The following is a 21,686-nucleotide window of genomic DNA, read 5'->3' on the forward strand; positions in this document are numbered from 1 at the left end:
CGCCAAGAGGCCGCCTCAAAAAACAATTGCGGGAAATAATGGCGGGCAGGAGCCCAATGGGTAAACTGCTATTGGACCCAGCTATCTGCCCGCTTATAATTTCTTTCTATTATCTGCCGTCATGAATTGCCTGCTCCAGAAATTCCCCACGATTTTTGCCAGCGGGTTGTCATAGATCACCTTCCGTAGATCTCGCCGCGGCAACGTGTGCACGTAAAGTTGTGTGGTAGTGATGGAGGCATGGTTAAGGAGTTCCTTGATCTCGGCTATATCGGCACCGTTTTTCCAGAGGTTGGTGGCGAAGCTGTGCCGCAGGCAGTGGGAGGTGATCCTTTTTTGTATTCCTGCCTTCGCACATAAAGACTTTAACAGCTTATTCACCCACTGCCCGCTAAGTTTCCTGCCTTTAGGCGTAAGGAACAATAAAGACTCTGTTTCCGGCCTCGCAGGTACCAGCCTCCTTTCGCCCCTTATATACGTTAAGATACTGTCCATAACCTGGGGAAGTAGGGGTAAGAGGTACTCCTTCCTGGTCTTAGGCGAGGGTACCAGCAAGGCCCGCAAGTGTTCCACATCTTCCACAAGGGGCAGATTGATAAGCTCGCTTATCCGGAGGCCCGTCCCGTAGAGTGTAGTTACCACCGCCCGGGAAAGCTGTGGATGCTCCGAAGCTCCGGCACAAGCAATCATTTTAGAGAACTCATCGGGGGTTATTACGTCTCTCACAACTATTCGCTCAGGCACCTTGACCTGTATACCTTCAGCCGGGTTGGGTAAGCCCTCCAGGGGGCCACCACTGCTGCAAAGCACCCGGAAAAAGGTTCGTAGTTGGCTTAAGACTTGCCTCTTGTAGTAGGGCTGGGGTATGGTCTTGAGGAACTCCTCGATAAAGGCAGTATCTACCGGGGATACGCTCAAGAACTCACCCCGCTCATTATAGTTTTCATAGAAGTTGCGGAAAGAAACTTTAGCAGGATGTTCCCCGATAAAGCGGAAGAGTTTGCGCAGGGTAATGGCATAATACCTGGCGGTGCTGGCGGCCATCTTATAGTGCTGGAAAAAGTATCGGCACTCTTCATTGGCCATGATGTCCAAATCCGTCATGGTAATGCCTCCTTTGTAACCTCTGATTCCGGTATCTCAAAGGTAAAGTGCTTGCTAAGAATATCCTGCTTTTGTTTCAGGTTTAGGCGGGTGTAGACCTGGGTTGTGGTCAGGAATTCATGGCCGAGCAACTGGCGGATCACTTCTATACCAATGCCGTTAAGGAGGCAGGTAACGGCAAAGGTATGGCGCAGGACATGGGGGGTAACATTTTTATTTCCAGGTACGGCGATACCGAGTTTATTTATCAAGCTCTCCACCAATTGCTGGACTCTCCTTACCCCCACATTGAAGAGCAATTTTTCGGGACAATCTTTAAGGCCATATTTTCGCAGGTAGCGTACCAGGTAAGGGTAGAGCTCCCGGTGGATGGGAACCTCCCGTTCCTTGCTACCTTTGCCGTAAAAGCGGATGGTGCCCTGTCTAAAGTTTATATCCCCAACCTTGAGGGCCACCAGCTCACTCACACGGCATCCGGTATAGAGCATGGTGGCGATCATGGCCTGGTCACGCTCGCCATTCCTGGTGCGACCGGCGATCTCAATCAGTTGCAGGGCTTCCTTGGGAGTGAGGGCTACCGGGAGAAGTTGTTGCAATGCTCTTGTTTTTATCTCATGGGCGGGAGATACCTGGATAAAGCCCCGCATCCGCAGAAACTTAAACAGGGACTTGAGGGTGGCCAGTTTGCGCATGGCCGTCCTTTCAGTGATACCGGCACCCCCATGCTGGAGTTCGGCTATAAAACGGGCAATGTTTGAAGCCTTGATCTCCGCCAAGAGAGGTTCATAACCGAACTGGTGCACCATGGATTCATAAAACTGGCGTAAGGTTATAGCATAAGATTCCTGGGTCGTTGCCGGGTGAAAGCGGAGCTGTGTTAATTGAAAGGGTCAAAAGATAAAAGAATGGAGATCTGGCTTACTGAGCAGTACTGGCCCAGTTAAAATAGAAGTTATGTCGCTTTGAGAAATTCATAACCTGCAAACCGTTGAGAGACAAGGATGCCGAAAAAGTTATCAGAATAATCTGTAACTCGGCTTACAGGTTTGCTCAAGGGTTCTATTTTTTGGATTACAGTTGATCTTACGGAGTTATGGCTCACTGAGTGGAGTTATGTCTCACTCAGTGAGCTATATTCCCTTAAGCGTCTCATTTTACGGCCATAATATTGTATCCGCCGCAGTGTTGTGCAAGCTGGAAGATAACCTCCAATGTTGGAAAATTTCCTATGAACCAGTAATAGTAGCGGTGTTGCTAGACCAATCGCAATTTTGCACAGCGGTGGATAAAAGTGGAAATAGAGAGCAATAAATAACAGTGAACAAAAATATAAGGAATGCGCGGAGGGAAGTCTCCGTGTATTTGCCGTCCAGGAAGGAAAGGATTAAGCTGGTATGTGGGAGCAGCGCTTATAAGAGGCATCCCTGAATGTGAGGGGTGCCTTAAATTTTGTGCGCCCGGCATGGGCGAAGGCTTACGGGTGGAAGTCCCGAACGGCGAAGGTAGCAGTAGTCGTTAGCTTAAGGCAAGGGTGAAGTCTTTGCAGGCCTAATAAGAAATTGGTGGGTTTATTCTAAACAGGAAACAAATGCCCAGCCGCAGGGATAACCCATGGCCTCGGGTTTAAATATTACTTTATGGGCAAATGGTTGAATAAGCGGAGTGGAAGTGGAGTAAAAGCGGAAATGGTTATTATTTTCCAGTTAAGTAAGATTTAATTGGGGCCAGGTACTTGTTTGTAATCTTTCGGGAATACGCTTCGAGAGCTACCTTCTTAAAAACTGGCCTATCAGGCCCTAAAACGTTTGTTGTTTTTTCCATAAATGGGTGTTACAATGAAAAAGGTGATAACTATGATCGAGGCAACAATTAATGCCCAGACAGCCGACTATTTGCCGGAGGAAAAGTTAGCCCGGATGTTAAAAAATATGGAGTTTAGCCCCAAATATATGGTCCATATTTTTAACTTTTTCACCGATGTGCCCCTCCAGGACATAGCCAAATTCATAGCTAAGCATAACATCCCGGAGGCCACCTTGCTAGAGTATTACAAAACCTACGTCCAGGAATTTTATCGCAATGTAGAACTTGAGGAGATGCTAGAACATGTGGGAAGAACTTTTGGCAAAGGCCATTCATCTTCTTGAAGGTTCAAACATCCCCAAAGAAGAATGGACGTGGGGCGGGGGTACCGCCCTTGCCTTTTATTTCCGGCATCGGGAAAGCCGAGATATAGATATTTTCTTAACCGATGCTCAATATCTCACCATTCTTACCCCCCGATTAAACCCTATTGCCCAAGATATGACAGGCGATTATGTAGAAAGCTCAAACTTCCTTAAGCTAAAGTTTCCAGGAGGCGACGTGGATTTTATAATAGCACCTCATCTTACCGCAAATTATTTTAGGCTAGAACGATTTGGGGGGAAGAACATACGCGTGGAGACGCCGGAAGAGATTGTGCTTAAGAAGCTTTTTTACAGGGCTGAGAGTTTGAAGGCGAGGGATATAATAGACATTGCGGTGGTCTACGAAAGAAGAAAAGACCTTTTACTTAAACATGCTCCCTTATTTATAACAAGGCTAGACGCTTTAAAGTCTCGCTGGAAAAACCTAGCCGAAATCTTCCCTCAAGAAGCCTCTGGTCTTCGGATCTTAGAAGCAGGATTAAAAGAGAAAGCCCCTTGCCTCTTTAGAGACTTCTTACAAGAAATCCAACGTTAACTTCTGCCCTTTCCGTCCCAAAAGAATAGGGCTGTATGATGCGGCTTTCAGTGCGAGTACTGGACGGCTGATGAAAAGCTTGTTAGCGCCATCGCAGGGCAGAAAATACGTGAAGTATTTGGAGTTCCATTGAAGTCCCTTTCCTTGGAGAGCATAGCGAATGGAGACCATCGAAGCCAAACGGCTTTGTGTATTTAGGGGTACATAACAGCCTTTCTTATTTCTTTAGCCAAAAGATGATTGCCGATGCTGTTGACCAGAGCAAGCCATTGGGAGAAAACTGGCACCAAGCCTTGCTACAGCAAATGGCTTCGGAAGCTCTATTTGTGGAGAATTTGCCAGAAACTTTTTCGGCGTCTTTAGGTGGATACTGCGTACCAACCTCTTACTGGGAATCATCTTTACTACTTTCGGTTCCTTGTAGTATATTCTGCTTAAAGTAAGATTTATAATCGGAGGTAAGTTTCTGTGTATAAAGTTACTATTTCAGAAAAGGGCCAAATTTCTATTCCTGTTGCCTTGCGCAGGCGGTATGGGTTGAAAAAAGGAGATAAATTAGTCCTCGAAGAAATAGAGGGGGCCATTGTTATACGCCCTTTGCCGCGACACCCTCTGTTGGCCCTTAGAGGCAAATTAAAAGGGGGAGAAGGGGAAAAACTGACAGATCTTCTTCTTAAGGAACGTGCCGCGGACAGGGAGAGGGAGTCAACTTGAGACACAAAAAATTTGTTTTGGACAGCTACGCTATTCTCGCACTGGTAGAGGATGAGCCGGGTGCGCAGGTAGTCGCAGATATTCTTTCTGACGAGGACACTGAGCTGTACCTCAGCGTGGTCAATTTGGGAGAGGTCTACTACATTATTTCACGAAAACAAGGAGAACGGGCGGCTGAAGAGGTTGTGCGAGCCATTATGGAGGAGGAGACGGTAGCTATAGTAGAAGTTTCTTGGCCAAGGGCTCGGGAAGCAGCCCGCATTAAGGCTAAAGGAGGGCTTTCGTACGCTGATGCTTTTGTCTTAGGGCTGGCTGTGGAACTTAAGGCACCTGTAGTTACTGGCGACCCCGAGATTAAGGCTATAGCCGAGAGCTTAGGAGCGAAAATAGTGTGGGTTGGTGGATAAAAATGCCCACTCTCTTCCTCGCTCCTGAGCTACATCATGACCCAGAAACACGTTGACGGCTATGCCGGTTACAATGAGCTTACGCATGTCACCTTGGTAGGCTTATGCCCGACACGCCAAACTAAACAAAAGAAATAGGAGAAGCTGGACATGCCTATAGACCACGACGCCATATTTAAAGAGCTCATTACCAACTTCTTTAAAGAATTCATGGAGCTCTTCTTCCCCGAAGCCCACGCCCTAATAGATTATTCCGAGCTAACCTTCTTAGCCCAGGAGATCATTACCGACATTACAGCCGGAGAAAAACATTACGTAGATATCCTGGCCAGTGTTAAAATAAAAAGAGAAGAAGGTTACGTCCTTATCCATGTAGAACCCCAAGCTTATAAGGAAGCAGACTTTGCCCGGCGCATGTTTATATACTTTAGCCGGCTTTACGAAAAGCATAAGAAGAAGGTATTGCCTATAGCTGTATTTTCCTATGACAGCAAGGTAGAAAAGCTAGACAGACACGAAGTAACCTTTCCTTTTCTTAAGGTGCTAGAGTTTAACTTTTACAAAGTGCAGCTAAAGAAGCTGCCCTGGAGGAAGTACATAAGGAGCAACAATCCAGTTGCGGCGGCGCTTTTAAGTAAGATGGACTATAGCCCTAAGGAGAGGCTTAAGTTGAAGCTGGAATTCTTAAGGATGATAACCAGGATGCAACTGGACCCCGCGAAGCTGGGGCTTATAACTGCGATATTTGATACTTACTTAGGTTTAAGCCCGGAAGAGGAGAAGGAAGTAGAGGAGATGTTACATAGGGAATTAAGTGCGGAGGAGGTTAAGAAGGTAATGGAACTTAGGACTTCGTGGCATACAAAGGGATGGCAAGAAGGATGGCAAAAAGGCCTGGAAGCAGGCCTTGAAGAAGGCCGGAAAGAAATTCTGCTAAAGCAGTTAAAGAAGCGTTTAGGTTTTCTTCCCCCTGAGGTAGAGGAGAGGATAAAGTCTCTTTCCTTGAAGGAGCTTGATGAGCTGGCGGAGAAGATATTTGAGGTGACCAGTGAAAGTGACCTAAGGAAATTCCTGGGCATGGAGCATTGAAAAAGCCTTTGCTAAAGGCGCTATCTTGTGACGTAGGCTAATTAATTGAGCTAAAAATGTGAGCACAATATGTACTAACTTTTTGCTTGGAGGAGGCTATCCTTTGCACATACTGGTGACCGGCGGGGCCGGCTTTATCGGCTCCCATGTGGTGGACGCTTTGCTAGAAGAAGGGCACGAGGTAGTAGTAGTCGATGACTTGAGCAGCGGTAAGGAAGAAAACCTTAATCCTGCCTGCCGGTTTTACCGGATGGACATTTGTTCGCCGGAATTGGAAAGGGTCTTCCGGGAAGAAAGGATAGAGCTGGTGAACCACCATGCAGCTCAAATTGATGTGCGCCGTTCCGTGGCCAGCCCGGAAGAAGACGCCCGGGTAAACATCCAAGGGCTGTTAAACCTCTTATCCAATTGCCTGCGCTATGGGGTAAAGGGGTTTATTTTTGCTTCTTCGGGCGGGGTAGTGTACGGCGAGCCGGATGAGCTTCCGGTGAAGGAGGAACACCCCAAGGGGCCGCTATCGCCCTATGGAGTGAGCAAGCTGGCTTCGGAATATTATCTCTACTACTTTGCCCGTGTGCACGGCCTTAGGTGCACAGTGGAGCACCTGAGGAGGACAGGAAATCCAAAGAAGGCCCTAGAAGTTGCCCGGGAAATAATTGAACAGTATCTACCAGCTCTGAAGGAACTGAGCAGGAAATAACTTTGGCAGACAAGAGCGCTTTGGACGATGCTTTGAAGCTCTTAATCCTTGTTGCGCCGAGAGGCCGCCTCAAAAAATAATGGCGGGCAGGAGGCCCCTGGGCAACCGGTACACCGGCTCCAGCCGCCTGCCCGCTTATAATTTGTCTCTGTCAGGGTGCCTTAAATTATGTCCTTGGCATGGACGTTGAACCACCGGATGAGGCAGTAAACGGCCAGGGATGGGTTTGGTGGAACGTTTCTGGCTGCAGCAGCCTACTGATGGTGTGGGCGTGCCGCGGGGGAAGAAAAAGGCCGTGCTGGGTAAACTTACTGAGCGGGTATGTGGCTAGCGCGGCTTTTTCGTTTTTGCAGTGCTTTCCTTGGTGCTGTTAGGTATAATATATGTGACAGGTAGAAACTAACAGGTAGAAAAAGGTAGGGAAACCAAAAGATGGTCAGGGTAAATTATGATGAGTACATTAGCCGACTAAAAAAGAAATCATCGCATTTTTATACCGCCTGGGTGGCTCATCTGGGTAAGAGTCCACGTTCTGGCAGGCACCGAGCTATGGAAGAAGATATTGTCTTGTTTTTGTTGGACTATAAGCGATGGCAGAAGAGTTTAGTTAATGGTAGTATAGAAAAGGTCGGTCCCCGGAGGTATCGTATGAAATGAACGAGCGGTTAGGAGATATTCTTACTAGCTTGACCCAAGAAAAGGACTCGCTTAGAAAGGCTTTGGGGGTACTAGCGGTATTAACCGAGGCCCTTAAACCTAAGGGGATTAGACCTATTTTAGTAGGAGGCCGGGCTCTAGAGTTTTATACCTTAGGTGGATATGCCACAAAAGATATAGACCTGGTAGTTAACGGAAGAGAGCAGGCTAAACTTATTTTGGAAGAAATGGGCTTCTTACGCCGGCCTGGTGAACGGCACTGGTATCATGAAGAGCTTGACCTGGCTATAGAAATACCCGATGAGTTTTTAGCAGGTTCCCTAGAAAAAGTGGTTACCGTAGAAATAAACGGTATGGAAGCTTTTATAATTGGGATTGAGGATCTGGTAGTAGACAGGTTGGCTGCAGCGAAGTTTTGGAAGAGCCAAGCGGATGCTCAGTGGGCAGCCAAGCTTCTTGCACTTCATGCTGGCGAGATTGATTTAGAATACCTTAAGGAGGCAGCTCGAGAGCAGCAAGTAGAGGACGTTTTAACTGAGGCCTTGAGACAGAGTGAGGCTTATATTAACGCTGTTAAAGATCAAGGGCTATCTTAGGCTAAACATTGATTTTTGGGACATCGCGCTCGTAAGAAGCAAACAGTTAGTCAATTTTGACACTAACCAGCAGGAAAAAAATGAAGTGACAGCGAATAGTAAGTAACACAGTCGAGTAAAAATCACGAGTAAAAATCAAAAATTAAAGGTTTATCCAGGTACGGGTGCTTTTACCCGGAAGGGGTAAAAGTTAAAAGGGAAGCCGGTGGGAATCCGGCGCGGTCCCGCCACTGTGAGGGGGAGGAACCCTACATATAGGTCACTGGGGCTTTTAAGCCCTGGGAAGACGTAGGGAACCGATGAACCTGAGCCAGGAAACCTGCCCGTTACCGTAAACTTAACCGACCTACGCGGATAGGGAGGTGATTATTTATTTTACGTATCGCTTCTTTATAGACTACTAAAGCCTCGTCTGGGGAAAGCAGAGGGCAAATTTAAAGGAATGGGGGAATAAAGATTGTCTGCTTATAGAAATAAGTGGAAAAAGATGAGCTTGATTTGGATTATCTTGACGTCTCTAATTCTTTCTCTGCCTATAGCTAAAGGTTGGACGAGTGAAGTATCTTCACCGGCCGACTATGCTATTAAGTTTCTACGAGATGAGTATACAAAAAATGGCTTCCAGAATCATGATGCTGGGGTAGGTTCCTATGGTTTCTATATTCTAACTCAAGCTGGTGTTGACGTCAGCGGCTGGGTATACAATGGGGAAAGCCTTAAAGACGCTGTAACAAACGCAGTCTACAGTGATATTTCCAACAGTAGTCAAATCAGAGCTAAGGTTTTGGCCCAGGATTTGGTGGCCGCACAGTCGTTGGGGCGAAACGATCTGGTAGATAGTTTGGTCCAGATATTAAAAGCCAGACAGACAGGTTATGGATTCGACACTGGGGATTACAGTATTTTTAGCAACATGCCAGCCTTCGACCTTTTAGGCCGAGCAGGATTAATTTCGGTGATTAATAAAGTGTATGCCAAAGACTATATCTTGGGAACCCAGAACACAAAAGTTGGCGATCGTGGTTACGGAGCCTGGGGGTTCACTTGGGAGGGTAACTTCTATGCTGATTTCATGACCACGGCCCAGGCAGTAAGGGCACTCCATTATCTGGATCCAGCAGGACAAGATAGCCAGATCCAAACCGCTATTAATAACGGGCTTAACTGGATGAAGAACCAGCAAAAGGACGACGGCAGCTTTGTGGCTGGCATGGATGATCCAGTGATCGATACTGCAGAAGTAATTGTGACCCTAAAGGTGTTGGGATTGGATCCTGCTGAATGGAAGAGCAGTACGGGAAAAACAGCCATCGACTACCTGATGAATAAGGCCCTTAATCCAGACGGGAGCTTTGGGACGTCCCAGAACGCTATGGACGCCACCTGGGCCCTTAGTGCCTATAATCTATTAAACACTCAGTTTTACATTGACCCTTCCGTCGTAACCTTTAATGATATCTCTTCTCACTGGGCAAAAAATGATATTGAATTTATGGCTAAAAGGCTTATTGCCCGAGGCATAAGCAGAGACCTTTTTGCTCCTGATGCTAGCATAACAAGGGCACAGTTTGTTGCCTTCCTTATCAGGTCGTTGAACATAGATGAACAGAAATCTGGAGCAGAGGTATTTAGTGATGTGCCGGCGGGCTACTGGGCTTATGGCGCAATACAGGCAGCATATAAGGAAGGGCTGGTGAGGGGCGTTGGCAACGGGAAATACGAGCCGGAAAGGAGTATTACCCGGGAAGAGATGGCAGCTATGATTGCCAGGGCCCTGAGCAAGAAAGGGTTTGAAATAAAATTAACAGAGCAACAGAAAAAAGAGGTATATAGTAAATACACGGATAGCGATCACGTTTCGGGCTGGGCAAAAGATGTACTCGCGGCCTGTGCAGAGCTGGGACTGATTAAAGGGAGGCCGGGGAACTCGTTGGCTCCCCAGGATGAGGCCACGAGGGCAGAGGCGATAGTCATTTTAAGAAGAATGTTGGAGGTGCTTAAGAGAGGATAGGCTTTGCCTATCCTCTCTTAAAGGTATATCCTGATGGGGGGATTTGATGAAACGAAGGCTGTTTTACCTTATTTCTATGCTAATACTTCTGGCCGGGGCGGTGGGACCAGCCCTTTATATGCACAAAGTTTTCGATTCCCAACAGCAATATAGGCAGGCGGAGAGCGGCGAAATAATTAGGTACAGCACATCGGAGCAGAGCAATGCTAGTGGACAGACTCGTGCTGCTCCCACTATGGGCCAACCTTCTTCTGAAGCAAATAAAGATCAGCCTAAACAAAGTACAACCGAGGTAAAAACGGTTGCCCCGACACTAGGTCAGAAAACTTCTACGCCAAACCCTCCTTCCAAGGGGAACATGGTCCCTCCGCAGACAGTAAGCAGTGCATCGGAGGTTACGTCAAGTGAAAACGGGTGTAGAGTATGGATAGCCGTTGTGGGGAAAGATGGTGTATTTCTTTTTAAACCGGCTCAAGTTGTTATAAAAAAGGATAACAAATGGGGGATTACTGCCCTGGGTGCTCTGGATGCCACTGGTCTTCCTTATGCCACTAAACCCGCCTGGCCTGACTTTGTGGATTCTATCGCTGGGCAGGCCAACAGTGCAATGGCTGGATGGATGTACTCAGTAAACGGTGAGGTTCCTATGCATATGGCCAGCAAGCATCCAGTAAAAACGGGAGATAAAGTGATCTGGTGGTATAGCAAAAGTATGGACCAACCTCCTCCCCGGTGGGAAGACTTGATCCAGAAAGAATAAAGGGGTGTCGGGGTGTTCAATAAGCTTTTTTACCACGATAAGGGTCTCTTTTTGCAGAGCTTTCACCCGGTTACAGTCCTGATATATCTCTTTGTACTCCTTTTGTTCAGTTTAGCCTATGAAAATCCCCTCTATCTTTTAGCCTTATTTTTTCTCCTTGCCCTTTTAATAAAAGAAGTAGATGGAGTGGAGGCGTGGGAGGGGTTTTTAAAGGCAGGCATCTTTTTAATGCTTGTGGTAATGATTGTAAACCCTTTGGTAATCAGGACTGGCCATACCATCATCTGGTACGGTCCGGAGGTGCCCTGTTTAGGAAGAGTTAACATCTCTCTAGAAGCGCTGTATTATGGAGTTGCTTCCAGCATTAGGCTTTTGGTCATCATTAGCATTTTCTGTCTTTATAACCTGATGATAAACCCGGATAAAGTTTTAAATCTTTTTTCCCGCATAGCCGGCAAATCGGTTTTGGTAATTACCCTGGCTACATGTATGTTTCCTACTATGGTCAGGAATTTGGAAAGGATAAAAGAAGTATACCAGCTGCGCGGTATTGATTTCGATACGGGAAGTTTGTGGGAGAGAGTAAAGAAATACTCTTACCTTTATAATGTGTTGCTTTTCTCTTCCCTGGAAGATGCCATAGAGATTGCTGCATCTATGCAGGCTAGAGCCTTTGGTAGTGGTAAGCGTTCTGTTTACAGCCGGAACTTGATCCGGCCCAGGGATACCCTTTGTATAGGGAGCGTTTTGCTGGCCCTGATTGCTGGCATTTGGGGTTTGTATTATGGGTACGGCCGGTATACGTTTTACCCGGAGGCAGACTTTTTAATCAAAGATAGGGCCACAGTTGTTGTCTTGTTTATCGTGTTTTTTTACTTATCTGTGCCGCTTATTTTAAGCAAGGGGTGGAAGTATTGCCGCTTTTTAAAATCGAAAATTTAACCTATTATTATCCTGGAACAGAAAAACCTGCCTTGAGAGGCATAAATTTAGAAATCGAAGAAGGGGAATTTATCCTTATTACAGGAGGTTCCGGTTCAGGTAAGTCCTCTCTGGCTAGGGTACTAGCGGGCCTGATCCCCGATTTTTATGGAGGTAAAATTGGGGGAAGGGTTTTTTTCCAAGGTAAAGAGTTAAGAACCCTAGATCGCCGGAAACTGGCCCGGGAAGTGGGCATAGTTTTCCAAGATCCAGAAAAGCAAATAGTGCAGACCTGTGTGGAAGCAGAGATCGCTTTTGGCCTGGAGAATCTAGGATTACCCCCTAAAGAGATGTTATGGCGGGTTGCCGAAATTATGAGCTTCATGGGGTTAACCTCAATTAAGGAAGCTTTTACAGCCAATCTTTCCGGTGGGCAGAAACAGAAGCTGGCTCTGGCTTCCGTTCTAGCCATGCAGCCCCGCGTGCTTATCCTTGATGAACCCACCTCCCAACTGGATCCTGTTTCGGGAGAAGATATTTTAAACTTAATTAAACGCCTTAATGAAGAGATGAGCTTTACGGTGATCTTGATCGAGCAACGTCTGGAGAGATGTTTTCATTTAGCGGATCGGGTGGTGCTTATGGAAGGAGGAGAGATTGTCTGCCAGGGGAAGGCGCCAGAGGAAGCCCGTGAAGCTATAAAAAAGGGCTTACCTTTTGTGCCGCCGGTAACCAGATTTTTTGCTAGCCTCCCGGTTCCCTTTATTCCCCTTACAGTAAAGGAGGGAAGAAAACTTTTATGCTCTTACATTAAGAAAGAAAACCTGCACGGTAAGAAACTATCTGATTCAGATTCAGAGAATAAAAGCGCTCAGGTCAGGGAGGCAAGTAAAAAAAGGAATATCGTTAGCGTACAAAATGTGTGGTTTAGTTATCCAGGAGGGCAGGAGGTTTTAAAAGACATTAGTTTTGATGTACATGAAGGGGAATTTGTGGCCATTATAGGTGAAAACGGTGCGGGCAAATCGACCCTCCTTAAAGTCATAATGGGGTTGCTTAAACCAAGTAGAGGTAAGGTTTATGTACAGGGCAAAGAGGTAGGTGATAAAGGGTTTAAAGAAATCAGAAAGTTTACTGCATATCTCTCCCAAAATCCCAATGATTACCTCTTCCAGGACACGGTAGAAGATGAATTGCTTTTCACCTTGAGAAATTTTGGTTTGAAAGATATTGGCCTGATCGATGAAATGTTGGAAAAGCTTGACCTTCAAAGGTACCGTAAGACAAACCCCCGGGATTTGAGTACAGGAGAAAGGCAAAGGGTTGCTCTGGCTTCGGTCCTGGTTACCAAGCCCAGGCTAATCGTTTTGGACGAACCTACCAGGGGAATTGATTTTCGCTTGAAAGAAAAACTGGGTGAACTTTTACGAAAAGAAATAGAAAAGGGCAACACGGTAATTCTAGTGACTCATGATGTAGAGTTTGCTGCCGAATTTGCGACAAAAGTGATGCTGATGTTTGCTGGAAGAATAGTCTGTGATGGAGAAAAACACGCGGTACTGGGCAAATCTATATTTTATTCCCCCCAGATAGGCAAACTGTGCCGTGACCTTTGTGAAGGAGTATTAACTTTTGCTGAAGCAAGAGAAAAAATACTTCCCCTGCTAGCTAAGCGATTAGAGGTAATTTAAGCTTATAGGGGAGAAAACTATGAAAGCGAACTGGAGCCTTTATACTACCTTAATTGGATTTTTTTCCGTAGGGCTACTTATATGGGTTGCGGAAAAGAGAGGGGGATTTACTCCACGACAAGTATCCCTTATTGCTGTGCTGACCACCTTATGTGCGGCGGGTAGAGCGGTAACGGGTACCGGTTTGCTTTTTCTGCAGCCCACTATGTTTTTAGTGGAAATAACGGGGTTTGTATACGGGGCGTGCGTTGGTTTCTTTGTAGGCGCTATGACACCCCTAATTTCTAACTTTTTTATGGGTCAAGGTCCCTGGACACCCTGGCAGATGCTTTGTTGGGGGATGGTGGGTGTTTCCGGAGCAGTACTTAAAGCCTTATTCCCCACCGCAGGAAACAAAACTTTAACCGTGATTTGCTTTCTCTGGGGCTATCTTTACGGGGCCTTTATGGATATCTGGCAGTGGAGCGTCTTTATGCGGCCCCTGACTATAAAAACTTATTTTCTTGTCTGGGTGGCAGGCTTTAGCTTCGATTCGCTACGGGCCATTGGCAATCTACTTTGTTGTGCCATTCTCGGTCACCAAACTTTGAAGATTTTAGAGTACTTTCGTAAAAAGATAGATGTTCAGTATTTGGAAGAGTTATAGGGGGACCAGGATGTTGGGGATTAATAATAAGAAGAAAGCACAGTGGCTGCTTCTTGGTGCGTTATTGTTCTTGCTTATTGTAGAACGGATGTTCGGCCCCGGACGGGCGAAAGCAACTCCCAGTTATGCTCCGGTGTTAGAGTGGTCCCATACCTTAGGTATAGGAGAAGCCCGCTGTGTAGTGCAAACGAAGGATGGAGGATATGTTTTAACTGGGTGGACAAATTCCGGGCAAGAGGGTTCGGAAGTTTTTTTAGTTAGATGTAATGAAAAGGGGAATATATTATGGTCGAAAACGTTCAAAGGCAACGGGCATAGCTGTGGCTATTCAGTAAAAGAAGTCCGCGAAGGTGGTTTTATCATTGTTGGTGATACGAAATCTAAGGACGGGTATGATCATGATGTTTATGTAGTGAGGACCGATGAAAAAGGGGAACCCCTATGGGAGAGGAACTTCGGTGGTCAATATTGCGATTACGCCTGGTCTGTGCAGCAGACAAGGGACGGAGGTTTCATCTTTGCCGGGGGTACGGAATCCTTTGGCGCCGGCCTATATGATATCTACCTCATTAAGTTAGATGCTGCCGGTAATAAACTCTGGGAAAGAACCTATGGCGGTAAAGGTTCTGATTGTGGGTATGCCGTGCAGGAGCTTGATGATGGAGGCTATCTCATTGCTGGAAACTCCGAGTCTTTTAGTGCAGGTTATCCAGACGTGTATCTGATTAAGACAGACGTAAACGGACAAATCATCTGGCAAAAAACATACGGCGGCCAAGGTTCTGATTACGGATGGTCTTTGACGTTAACCTCTGATGGTGGATATGTAATAGCTGGAGAAAAGGAGATAGTTAGTGACCAGGGTAATATTCTGGCAGCTTACTTGTTCAAAGTTGATCCTGAGGGAAAGGTGCTTTGGGAAAAAACTTATGGCAATAAAACCAGTTCGTTTTATGCTATTTCTCCGGTAAAAGGTGGAGGTTATGTTTTGACGGGAAAAAAAGAGACTGCCCAGGGTGGCTATGCGGTTTATGTGGTTAGAACGAATAAAAGTGGTGATCCGGTGTGGGAAACTACGATAGAAGGTTTGGGTTACAACTGTGGGTATAGTATTTTACAATCTAGAGATCGTGGATATGTTTTGGTAGGGCGAAAGGAGCGGAAAAGAGAAGGTGGGAGCGAAATTTTATTAACTAAATTCGGGCTGGCCCCCTGATTATGGAGATTATACCACAGAAGATTCCGCTTTCATTAATTTGCCTCATAAATGCTTTATGAAACTCCTCAGGAGCCATATATTATCCCAAGCTACCATGCCTCCTTTCCCGGTTGTAATACTCTATATATATTTAGGATACTTCAGCATATGCCTCCATCAAGCTCTGAAACTCATGGCGACTATAGCATTCAGTCTCTAGATTGTATTGTATTATTGACTACCAGATTTAACAACCCACTTTTTAGGGGAGCACCTTAAGGAGCTTAAATCTGGAGGCGATATTGGGGCAGGTCCTTTCAGGCAGAGGCTTCAAGATCTTATGACCGGGCGGCTAGCGTGATCCGTACTGAAGAGGGCTTAGGCCGGGCTTTAGAGGAACTTAAGGAGCTTAAAAAAGTAAAATTAAGAGCCGATGACCATGGTCTAGCCTACGCCCTGGAAAACGAAAAAATGCTTTTGGTGGCCGAGATGATCGTGCGAAGTGCCCTCTTAAGGGACGAAAGCCGGGGCCCTCATTTGCGTTTTGCTACCTGGGATTCCCCTATCCTTTACCCCGCCGGGACCCGGAGTGGCAAAAATACATTGTAATTACACGCTCTGGAGAAGAAATGAAGTTAGAGATAAGGGAGCCTGTCCGGCCTTAAGTAAGTTTAGACCTTTAACGTAAGGTAGTTTTTTAAAAGTCCTCTAGAAGGTCTTTAATTTAGCAGGAATAAAAATAGTTATGTCGAATAAATTAGCACTAAAATAATTATCTTGATGGGGAGTGAATGTGTGAATAACCAAATAGCTAAATCTTGGTTTGTTCAAGTATTAATTCTCCTGGGGGCTTTAGTAGGGGCTTTATTGATAGGTGCTATCCTTTTGATCTTAGCTGGCTCCGACCCCATAAAAGCTTATAGTGTCATGTTTACAGGCCCTATAGGGAGCGAATTCGGCCTCACAGAAACCTTGGTACGTGCTACTCCGTTGCTTTTAGTAGGGCTTGGAATAGTTATATCCTTCCGCAGTGGTATCCTGAACATAGGTGGGGAAGGGCAAATACTCATGGGAGCTATAACAGCCTCGGCTGTAGCCCTCTCCCTTCCCGGGTGGCCTAAGGTTATACTCTTACCTCTAGTCTTGTTAGCTAGCTGTGTCGCCGGAGGCATATGGGGTGGTATCGCTGGCTGGCTAAAAGCCCGTCTGTCGGTTAACGAGATTTTAAGCACCGTCATGCTAAATCAGATCGCCCTTCAGTTTTATCTTTATTTAATAAGGGGCCCATTGATCGACCCCCAAGAGGTAGCCTATGGTACCGGGGTACCTCAGACAGCCATGGTTCCTGAGCAGGTTTGGCTAACCCGTTTGGTACCAGGTATGCGCCTGCATACAGGCTTTATCTTAGCGCTTATTTTAGCTATCGTGGTATATATATTCTTATGGCGTACTACCATTGGCTACCGTATGCGGGCCGTGGGTGCGGGACCAGAGGCCTCGCGTTATGGAGGAATTAGGGTTGAATTTTACCTTATCTTAGCTATCGCCCTGGCTGGCGCTTTTGCCGGTCTGGCGGGGGCGGTAGAAGTACTAGGGGTTCACCATCGCGCCTTGGAGTCTCTTTCGGCTGGATACGGGTTTAGCGGGATAGTAGCAGCCCTTTTCGGTCGTCTCCATCCTCTGGGCACCATACCAGCAGCTATACTGTTAGGAGCCCTTATTTTAGGGGCAGATATGATGCAGCGGGCTGTTAACGTACCGGCGGCTATAGTTATGGCTATCCAAGGCCTCGTTATCCTATTTGTAGTATCTAGCGATCTGCTGCTCCGAAAACCCGAATTGTTAACACGGATTTTTACCAGGTATATTTTTACTCGTATTAAACAAACAAAGGAGGCAGGAACTGGAGTATAATGGAAGACGTAATCAGTCAGGGTCTAATAGTCGGAATATTGGCTACGGGAATCCGTTTAGCTACTCCCTTTTTATTGGCAGCCTTGGGCGAAATGTTTACCCAGCGCTCAGGAGTGTATAACCTCGGTATTGAGGGCATTATGCTCATGGGAGCCTTTATGGGGTTTTTCGTAACCTGGCGGAGCGGAAATCCTTATCTGGGCATCCTTGTAAGCTTAATCGTTGGGGCCTTAATGGGTTTACTTATGGGCATAGTTAGTATAACCTTTAAGGCCGAACAGGGTATAAGTGGAATTGGCTTATATATGTTTGGCTGGGGCCTATCCGGGCTGCTCTTTCGGCTTTATGTGGGGGCCATAACCGCCATAGAAGGCTTGCGTCCTTTAAGAATACCTGGTTTAAGCGATATTCCATATATTGGAACAATATTTTTTTCTCACAACTGGCTCGTGTATCTAGCTTATATTTTGGTCCCTATAACCTGGGTTATTCTTTATAAAACTACCTGGGGGCTTAAGGTCAGGGCGGTAGGTACTACACCGGAAGCAGCCGACACCTTAGGCGTAAGTGTAGATGGTATCCGTTACCAATGTTTGATCCTGGGAAGCATGTTAGCAGGTTTGGCAGGGGCCTATCTCACAGTAGGACAGGCCAACATGTATGCGGACTATATAACTGCTGGTAGAGGGTTTATTGCTGTGGCCCTGGTTTACTTCGGCCGCTGGAGCCCTCTGGGGATCCTTGCAGGATCGCTACTCTTCAGTATGGCGGACTCTTTCCAGCTATGGGTTCAAGTACTGGGTATTAGCGTGCCCTATGAGCTAGCAGTAATCCTGCCGTATGTAATCACTATAGTGGCACTGGCTGTATCCTTCGGCCGCGTTTGGGCGCCTGCAGCATTGGGTAGGCCTTACGAACGTGGAACCCGAGGGTAAAAGCAATAATTTTAATATTTGGAATGAAAGGAGGACCCAATTAAGGTATGAAAGAATGGAAGAAAATTTTAACTATCCTGGTGGCTGTCACGTTTTTAGCCACGCTAGCTGCCTGTGGCGGCAAACCTGCTACCGACACCAAGAAGGGAGGGGAGACCAAACAGCCGGAAAAGATACGTATTGCCTTGGTCCTTCCCAGTACTGTAGATGATATGGCCTGGAGCCAGTCCATGTATGAAGGTCTTAAAGCTGTACAAGAGAAAATGGGTAAAGATAAGGTAGAGATTGCTGTGAGCGAAAGGTTGGGCGATGCTGTCAATGCTGGAGCAGCCATTAGGCAGTATGCCAGCCAGGGGTATGATATTGTGATAGCCCATGGCGCCCAGTATCAGAGCGTACTCCGGGAGATTGCCGCTGATTTTCCCAAGACCACCTTTGCTTATGGGACCGGATTCCAGACAGCACCTAACATCTTCGCCTATGATCCCCAGGCCCAAGAAGGTGGGTATCTTTTAGGTATACTGGCGGCTAAGATGACCAAGTCTGGTATAGTAGGTATAGTAGGCCCTGTAGAATCTGGTGATGCCATTAAATATAATAACGGTTTCCAGCAAGGAGTAGCTGCTACTAAATCCGATGTAAAGGTTCGTATTGCCTATACAGGTTCCTTTAACAATATCGTAGGAGCAGGAGAGCTGGCCAAAGTTCATATGGATGCGGGCGCTGATATCCTTACGGGTTCTTCCCAGCAAGCTGTGGGCGCTATACGTGCGGTGGCCGAGCGCAGCGGTAAATACTGGCTATCCACTGATATGGATCAAAGCAGTATAGCGCCTAATACAGTCCTAGCTTCCCAGGTTTATCATTGGGAAAAAGTGGTTGAAAAAATGATAAGCTTGAGGAAACAAGGGGTACTCGGCGGCCAACACCTGATGCTCTCCTTTGCTGATGGCACCTTGGAGCTAAAATATAATCCCAAGCTAGCTGACAAAATACCCCAGGAAGCCAAAGATGCCGTGGAAAAAGCCCGGCAGCAGATTGTAAGTGGCAGCCTAAAGATAGAACTTCCTAAGGAGCAACCTAAAAAATAGGGAGTAGTAAACTAAAAAGGATAAAAAGGAGAAATGGTAGTCTGATGGCTCACGAAATTAGGCATGTTGAAATGCGGGGGATCACTAAAAGATTCCCTGGAGTATTGGCTAATGACCATGTTGATCTGGAGATCAGAGCTGGCGAGGTACTGGCCCTTTTAGGAGAGAATGGCGCTGGTAAAAGCACTTTGATGAGCATCCTTTACGGCCTTTACCAGCCGGATGAGGGAGAAATTTTAATAAACGGGCAACCGGTAAAGATAACTTCTCCCCGGGTAGCCCTAGAACTCGGTATCGGAATGGTGCACCAGCATTTCATGCTGGTGCCCACTTTAACTGTAGCCGAAAATGTGGCCCTAGGCCTACCTTCTCCTAAGGGGCCTTTACTGGATCTTAAGGCGGTCAGCCAGAAGATCAAAGAGATTTCCAACGCTTATGGCCTGGCCGTAAATCCAGATTCTTATGTCTGGCAGCTCAGTGTAGGCGAACAGCAGCGGGTAGAAATAGTCAAGGCCCTTTATAGAGGGGCTAGCCTACTCATATTGGATGAACCCACTGCTGTTCTTACTCCACAAGAAGCTAATGAGTTAATCGCCCTGCTTAAAAGTATGGCTAGGCAGGGCAGGCCCATAGTATTTATCAGCCATAAATTAAACGAAGTTATGGCAGTGAGCGATAGGGTAACAGTCCTGCGGGATGGCAGGGTGGTAGCTACCCTAAAAACTTCTGAAACCTCACCCCAGGAGCTGGCCAGGCTTATGGTGGGGAGGGAGATGGCCCCGCGGGTAACAAAAAGGCAACGCTCTCCAGGAAAACCTGTCCTGGAGCTTAAGGAAGTCTGGGCTCCTAGTGACAAAGGGACTCCGGCCCTTAGGGGAATATCCTTAGAAGTTAAGCAAGGGGAAATCCTCGGCATAGCAGGGGTCTCCGGTAACGGGCAAAAGGAGCTGGCTGAGGTTATAAGCGGGCTTAGAAAAGTAACTAGAGGCCAGATCCTTTTAGAGGGAAAGGATATCACCAATTGGCCTCCAGAGAAGATTATTAAACAAGGGCTGGGATATATCCCTGAGGATAGGCTCCATGTAGGTATTATACCGTCCTTTACCGTTTGGGAAAACCTTATACTTAAAGACCATTATCTTCCGCCTTATGCCAAGGGTATATTCCTCCATAACCCGGGCATAAGATCGCGGGCTACCTCCTTAGTAGAAAGCTTTGGAGTTAAAACCCCGAACTTAGATACCCCCACCGGTCGCCTTTCCGGCGGCAACATCCAGCGGGTGATCCTGGCCAGGGAAATTACACGCAATCCCTCGGTCCTGGTAGCGGCCTATCCCGCTCGGGGATTAGATATAGGAGCTACTGAATATGTTCACTTGAAGCTCATGGAAGCCAGGGACAAGGGTATGGGAGTACTCCTAATCTCAGAGGACCTGGAAGAAATTATGACCTTATCCGACCGTATTGCCGTAATATATGAAGGGCAAATCATGAGGGTCATGGATGCGGAGGAAGCCGACGAACGCGCTTTAGGGCTTCTTATGGCCGGCATCAGGCAAGTAGCTTCATAGTAGTAAATGGCCTTAAACAACAAGAACATGAAGGGCAAATAAGGAAACTAATCTTAATTTGTAGGGCTGTTGGCCGAAAGGAAAGGTCAGCAGCCTTTTTTACCTATACTTAATTGTGAACTTTAGAACGAAAACGGAGTAGAAACGGAGAGGAAGCGGAGGGATAGGGAAAAAAGGAGTTAAATGTAGTTTAAGATGTCGCCCAGCGATTTTGACACGGGCGTTCCACAAAGCATAGTTGTATTTTGAACAGGCATTTGTTATATTATTTTATAACAGGAGGTGTTATACTATGTCTGAAACAAAAATGCTCCATATCAGATTTCCAGCAAAAATAGTGGATCAAATGACCGCGTATCTTAAAACCCGCGGTGTCAACCGCAACCGTTTTATTGTCGATGCTGTAGCTGAAAAACTGCGCCGCGAAATGCGAGTAAAATCATTTAAAGAAACGCAAGGAGTACTAACTCCTGAAGATGCACCTGAATGGGCCGCAACCTCAGCGACGGAATGGGTTGAAAAACTGCGCGGCAAGGACAGGGTGACCTCCTCATGGGATATTTGATAGACACTTGCGTGTTAATCGATCATCTTACTGGAAGACTTTCACCAGCAGTCACTACCTGGCTGGAAGCGACGATATCATCGGGGAACGCATTTACAAACGTGGTAGTGTATCATGAACTTTTAACTGGGGCACGGACCGTTAAAGCCCAAGAAGCGATTGAAGTCTTGCTCGAAAACTGGGAAATCATCCCAGTCGACCGTGAAATCGCTGCTGCCGCCGCGGCGTTGAGGCGGGAATGGGCCGAGGAGGGGAAGGCCATGAGCATGGCCGACAGCCTTATTGCTGCTACTGCTTCGGTACGAGGGATGAAAGTGGTTACTTCTAACATCAAACATTTTCCTGCTTCCTTAGCCCTTAGCCCGCAAGTAGCTGCCGGTCTGGAAGGGTAA

The 21,686-nt window shown here is 46.7% G+C and carries 23 protein-coding genes, 1 pseudogene and 1 riboswitch; of the genes and pseudogenes, 21 read left to right on the forward strand and 3 right to left on the reverse strand.

The features are described 5' to 3' along the window. Nucleotides 1–93 precede the first annotated feature (93 nt). From B9A14_RS04135 to B9A14_RS17905, 3 genes and pseudogenes are all read right to left on the reverse strand, one after another. Nucleotides 94–1,104: a tyrosine-type recombinase/integrase gene (locus tag B9A14_RS04135; RefSeq protein ID WP_084664266.1), complete on the reverse strand. Its 1,011-nt coding sequence runs from the start codon at nucleotides 1,102–1,104 to the stop codon at nucleotides 94–96. Continuing rightward, nucleotides 1,101–1,751, reverse strand: a complete 651-nt coding sequence (locus B9A14_RS04140; protein WP_269456773.1) for a tyrosine-type recombinase/integrase — start codon at nucleotides 1,749–1,751, stop codon at nucleotides 1,101–1,103. The genes B9A14_RS04135 and B9A14_RS04140 overlap by 4 nt, the downstream gene beginning before the upstream one ends. A 6-nt stretch (nucleotides 1,752–1,757) precedes the next feature. Continuing rightward, nucleotides 1,758–1,946: pseudogene (locus tag B9A14_RS17905) on the reverse strand (site-specific integrase); the annotation flags it as partial. Nucleotides 1,947–2,939: 993 nt separating this feature from the next. Here B9A14_RS17905 and B9A14_RS04145 point away from each other — a divergent pair. The 21 genes from B9A14_RS04145 to B9A14_RS04250 all read left to right on the forward strand — a co-directional run bounded on the left by B9A14_RS04145 (nucleotide 2,940) and on the right by B9A14_RS04250 (nucleotide 21,686). After that, entirely contained in the window at nucleotides 2,940–3,251 is a 312-nt protein-coding gene (locus B9A14_RS04145) for a hypothetical protein (RefSeq protein ID WP_231967907.1), read from the forward strand. Beyond that, nucleotides 3,211–3,828 (forward strand): nucleotidyl transferase AbiEii/AbiGii toxin family protein, encoded by a 618-nt coding sequence (locus tag B9A14_RS04150; RefSeq protein WP_084664272.1) that lies wholly within the window; start codon nucleotides 3,211–3,213, stop codon nucleotides 3,826–3,828. Before B9A14_RS04145 ends, B9A14_RS04150 begins: the two co-directional genes overlap by 41 nt. A 188-nt stretch (nucleotides 3,829–4,016) precedes the next feature. Then, nucleotides 4,017–4,271: a hypothetical protein gene (locus B9A14_RS17335; protein WP_084664274.1), complete on the forward strand. Its 255-nt coding sequence runs from the start codon at nucleotides 4,017–4,019 to the stop codon at nucleotides 4,269–4,271. A 25-nt stretch (nucleotides 4,272–4,296) separates the two neighbouring features. Next, nucleotides 4,297–4,542: an AbrB/MazE/SpoVT family DNA-binding domain-containing protein gene (locus B9A14_RS04160; protein WP_084664276.1), complete on the forward strand. Its 246-nt coding sequence runs from the start codon at nucleotides 4,297–4,299 to the stop codon at nucleotides 4,540–4,542. Next, nucleotides 4,539–4,949: a type II toxin-antitoxin system VapC family toxin gene (locus B9A14_RS04165; RefSeq protein ID WP_084664278.1), complete on the forward strand. Its 411-nt coding sequence runs from the start codon at nucleotides 4,539–4,541 to the stop codon at nucleotides 4,947–4,949. The genes B9A14_RS04160 and B9A14_RS04165 overlap by 4 nt, the downstream gene beginning before the upstream one ends. 150 nt (nucleotides 4,950–5,099) lie before the next feature. Next, a complete protein-coding gene (locus tag B9A14_RS04170) occupies nucleotides 5,100–6,038 on the forward strand; it encodes a DUF4351 domain-containing protein (protein WP_084664280.1) in 939 nt (312 codons plus the stop codon). 103 nt (nucleotides 6,039–6,141) lie between these two features. Beyond that, on the forward strand, nucleotides 6,142–6,738 hold the full coding sequence (locus tag B9A14_RS04175) for an NAD-dependent epimerase/dehydratase family protein (RefSeq protein ID WP_084664282.1): 597 nt from the start codon (nucleotides 6,142–6,144) through the stop codon (nucleotides 6,736–6,738). A 653-nt stretch (nucleotides 6,739–7,391) separates the two neighbouring features. Beyond that, complete coding sequence (locus B9A14_RS04185; RefSeq protein ID WP_084664286.1) at nucleotides 7,392–7,991, forward strand: nucleotidyltransferase family protein; 600 nt, start codon at nucleotides 7,392–7,394, stop codon at nucleotides 7,989–7,991. Between the two features lie 145 nt (nucleotides 7,992–8,136). After that, nucleotides 8,137–8,332, forward strand: a riboswitch (cobalamin riboswitch). Nucleotides 8,333–8,478: 146 nt separating this feature from the next. After that, nucleotides 8,479–10,002 (forward strand): S-layer homology domain-containing protein, encoded by a 1,524-nt coding sequence (locus B9A14_RS04190; RefSeq protein WP_157109774.1) that lies wholly within the window; start codon nucleotides 8,479–8,481, stop codon nucleotides 10,000–10,002. A 46-nt stretch (nucleotides 10,003–10,048) separates the two neighbouring features. Continuing rightward, nucleotides 10,049–10,762, forward strand: coding sequence for a DUF4430 domain-containing protein (locus B9A14_RS04195; RefSeq protein WP_084664290.1), 714 nt, complete (start codon nucleotides 10,049–10,051; stop codon nucleotides 10,760–10,762). A gap of 12 nt (nucleotides 10,763–10,774) precedes the next feature. Continuing rightward, complete coding sequence (locus tag B9A14_RS04200; RefSeq protein WP_084664292.1) at nucleotides 10,775–11,704, forward strand: energy-coupling factor transporter transmembrane component T; 930 nt, start codon at nucleotides 10,775–10,777, stop codon at nucleotides 11,702–11,704. After that, a complete protein-coding gene (locus tag B9A14_RS04205; RefSeq protein ID WP_084664294.1) occupies nucleotides 11,677–13,374 on the forward strand; it encodes an ABC transporter ATP-binding protein in 1,698 nt (565 codons plus the stop codon). Before B9A14_RS04200 ends, B9A14_RS04205 begins: the two co-directional genes overlap by 28 nt. A 19-nt stretch (nucleotides 13,375–13,393) precedes the next feature. Beyond that, complete coding sequence (locus tag B9A14_RS04210; protein WP_084664296.1) at nucleotides 13,394–14,020, forward strand: ECF transporter S component family protein; 627 nt, start codon at nucleotides 13,394–13,396, stop codon at nucleotides 14,018–14,020. A gap of 10 nt (nucleotides 14,021–14,030) precedes the next feature. After that, the gene (locus tag B9A14_RS04215; RefSeq protein ID WP_084664298.1) at nucleotides 14,031–15,236 is read left to right on the forward strand and encodes a hypothetical protein; all 1,206 of its coding nucleotides are present in this window, start codon (nucleotides 14,031–14,033) and stop codon (nucleotides 15,234–15,236) included. Nucleotides 15,237–15,506: 270 nt separating this feature from the next. Next, nucleotides 15,507–15,827 carry a hypothetical protein gene (locus B9A14_RS04220; RefSeq protein WP_084664300.1) on the forward strand — a complete coding sequence of 107 codons (321 nt, stop codon included), beginning with the start codon at nucleotides 15,507–15,509 and terminating at the stop codon, nucleotides 15,825–15,827. 186 nt (nucleotides 15,828–16,013) lie between these two features. After that, a complete protein-coding gene (locus B9A14_RS04225) occupies nucleotides 16,014–17,132 on the forward strand; it encodes an ABC transporter permease (protein ID WP_197686560.1) in 1,119 nt (372 codons plus the stop codon). After that, nucleotides 17,132–18,067 (forward strand): ABC transporter permease, encoded by a 936-nt coding sequence (locus B9A14_RS04230; RefSeq protein WP_084664304.1) that lies wholly within the window; start codon nucleotides 17,132–17,134, stop codon nucleotides 18,065–18,067. Before B9A14_RS04225 ends, B9A14_RS04230 begins: the two co-directional genes overlap by 1 nt. Before the next feature lie 47 nt (nucleotides 18,068–18,114). Next, nucleotides 18,115–19,158 (forward strand): BMP family lipoprotein, encoded by a 1,044-nt coding sequence (locus tag B9A14_RS04235; RefSeq protein ID WP_084664306.1) that lies wholly within the window; start codon nucleotides 18,115–18,117, stop codon nucleotides 19,156–19,158. A gap of 44 nt (nucleotides 19,159–19,202) precedes the next feature. Beyond that, nucleotides 19,203–20,729, forward strand: a complete 1,527-nt coding sequence (locus B9A14_RS04240; RefSeq protein WP_084664308.1) for an ABC transporter ATP-binding protein — start codon at nucleotides 19,203–19,205, stop codon at nucleotides 20,727–20,729. Nucleotides 20,730–21,021: 292 nt separating this feature from the next. After that, entirely contained in the window at nucleotides 21,022–21,294 is a 273-nt protein-coding gene (locus B9A14_RS04245) for a YlcI/YnfO family protein (RefSeq protein ID WP_084664310.1), read from the forward strand. Beyond that, nucleotides 21,282–21,686, forward strand: coding sequence for a type II toxin-antitoxin system VapC family toxin (locus B9A14_RS04250; RefSeq protein ID WP_084664312.1), 405 nt, complete (start codon nucleotides 21,282–21,284; stop codon nucleotides 21,684–21,686). The genes B9A14_RS04245 and B9A14_RS04250 overlap by 13 nt, the downstream gene beginning before the upstream one ends.

Source organism: Thermanaeromonas toyohensis ToBE (assembly GCF_900176005.1).
Taxonomy (GTDB): domain Bacteria; phylum Bacillota; class DSM-521; order Neomoorellales; family Neomoorellaceae; genus Thermanaeromonas; species Thermanaeromonas toyohensis.